Here is a 2,470-nt window from a genome sequence, read left to right as displayed (position 1 = left end):
ACCGCACGCCGCACGCCGCACGCCGTGATCGCGCTGCAACAGGGATCTAGTGGTCTCCCACCGCCGTGACACCACTACATCAAGGATCGAGCACGATCTTGACGAGTCGGCGGGCCGGGGGGGCGGGTCGAGGGCGGGCGCGGGTCGAGGGCGGGCGCGGGTCGAGGGCGGGCGCGGGTCGAGGGCGGGCGCGGGTCGGGGGCGGGCTGGGGATCGCGGGGGCTGCGCGCGCACGTCAGTGCGCGGTTGGCGGGGTGGCCGGACACCTTCACGCATCGGTGGATGCAGTTTTTCACAGAGGACTTCCCGGCCTAGCTACCGTTCAGTAACGTCCGGCCCCACAGGAGCGCGACCGGTGCCGGATGTGTCGAATGCCGACATGGCGGTCGTGCCCACCGGCGCCGACGATGGCAGCACCCGGGCCCGTGCGGGTGCGGACGAACCGGAGGTCACCGTGCAGGACATCCTCGAAGCGATCATGGCGGCGGAGGAATCGAACGATCCGGACCGCGAACTCGCCGGCGTCGCCGGACTGCCCGTACCGGAGAGCTACCGGGGCGTGGTCGTCCGCGCCGAGGAAGCCCGGATGTTCGACGGCATGGCCACCCGGGACAAGGACCCGCGCAAGGCACTGCACGTGCAGGAGGTGCCGACACCGCAGCTGGCGCCGGGTGAGGCGCTGATCGCGGTGATGGCCAGCGCGATCAACTACAACACGGTGTGGACAAGCATCTTCGAGCCGGTGTCCACCTTCAGGTTCCTGGAGCGCTACGGCCGGGTCTCCGAGCTGACCCGCCGGCACGACCTGCCGTACCACGTGGTCGGCTCGGACGCGGCCGGCGTGGTGCTGCGCACCGGCCCCGGGGTGACCCGCTGGGCGCCCGGCGACGAGGTGGTCGCGCACTGCCTCTCCGTCGAGCTGGAGGACGCGGCCGGCCACGACGACACCATGCTCGACCCGCAGCAGCGGATCTGGGGCTTCGAGACCAACTTCGGCGGGCTCGCCGAGCTGGCCATCGTCAAGGCCAACCAGCTGATGCCCAAGCCACGGCACCTGAGCTGGGAGGAGGCGGCCAGCCCCGGGCTGGTCAACTCCACCGCGTACCGGCAGCTCGTCTCGCACCACGGCGCCAACATGAAACAGGGCGACGTGGTGCTGATCTGGGGCGCCTCCGGCGGCCTCGGCGGGTACGCCACGCAGATGGCGCTCAACGGCGGCGCGATCCCGGTCTGCGTGGTGTCCTCACCGGAGAAGGCCGAGCTGTGCCGCCGGATGGGCGCGGATCTCGTCATCGACCGGGCCGCTGAGGGCTTCCGCTTCTGGAAGGACGAGGAGACCCAGGACCCGGACGAGTGGCGGCGCTTCGGCGAGCGGATCCGCGAGCTGACCGGCGGCGAGGACCCGGACATCGTGTTCGAGCACCCGGGACGGGAGACGTTCGGCGCCAGCGTCTACGTGGCCCGACGCGGTGGGACCATCGTCACCTGCGCCTCCACGAGCGGCTTCCAGCACCAGTACGACAACCGCTACCTGTGGATGCACCTCAAGCGGATCGTCGGCAGCCACTTCGCCAACTACCACGAGGCGTGGCAGGCCAACCGCCTGGTGGCGCTCGGCAAGGTGCACCCGACGGTGTCCCGCACCTACCCGTTGGAGCAGACCGGCCAGGCCGCGTACGAGGTGCACCGCAACGCCCACCAGGGCAAGGTCGGCGTGCGCTGCCTCGCGCCCGCCGACGGGCTGGGCGTACGCGACACGAGGACGCGATCAACCGGTTCCGCGGTCACTGACCGGCCGGACGGGGGAACGCGGGATGACCATTGCGATGATCGCTCATTGTTCTTCCGCCCTCATTAGCGGATAACCCACCCGGATCGAACAAAGGGCCTCGGGGTAACCCCGGGGCCCTTTTCCGCGTCACGCTGCGTGGCGTCCGACAGGCCGGGACCTGCCAAGATCGCCGATTGGTCCGACCTCGTCGACACCAGGAGTTGACCATGTAAAGAGGGCACGAAAGCTTCCCACCGCTCTTGCGAAGCACCCTGGGGCGTCTGCCAGTATGTCCCAATGCCCCAGCAGCAGTCCTCCCCTCTCGCGTTCTTCGATAACGCGAACTCGCAGCCAGATTTCACCGTTGGCCTGCGCGGATACAACACTCATCAGGTCGACGACTTCCTCGGCCGGATGACCGCCGCGCTGACCCAGTCCGAGCAGGCCCGTGCCGAGGCCGAGCAGCGGATGAACGACGCCCAGCGTCGGCTCCGCCAGGCCGAGCAGCGCATGAGTGCGCTGGAGCAGAAGCTCACCGACACGAACAAGCAGCTCGAAGAGAACAGCCGGCCCACCCTCTCCGGGCTCGGCACCCGCGTCGAGCAGATCCTGCGGCTCGCCGAGGAGCAGGCCAACGACCACCGCAACGAGGCCAAGCGCGAGTCGGAGGGCATCCTCTCCGCCGCCCGCCTCGAGGCC

General features: G+C 69.7%; 1 protein-coding gene and 1 pseudogene. Both read left to right on the top strand.

Features of this window, described 5'->3' with window-relative positions:
- The first annotated feature begins 454 nt into the window (after nt 1-454).
- Nucleotides 455-1,791: pseudogene (gene ccrA, locus KBX53_RS29530) on the top strand (crotonyl-CoA carboxylase/reductase).
- Nucleotides 1,792-2,068: 277 nt separating this feature from the next.
- Nucleotides 2,069-2,470: DivIVA domain-containing protein (locus KBX53_RS29525; protein WP_210862916.1), on the top strand; the 402-nt coding region annotated here is incomplete at its 3' end.

The sequence above is a fragment of the Micromonospora sp. M51 genome (assembly GCF_018070305.1).
GTDB classification, from domain to species: Bacteria; Actinomycetota; Actinomycetes; order Mycobacteriales; family Micromonosporaceae; genus Micromonospora; species Micromonospora parva.
The sequence above is the reverse complement of the archived record's forward strand: the minus strand, read 5'-3'. Positions and strand labels throughout refer to the sequence as shown.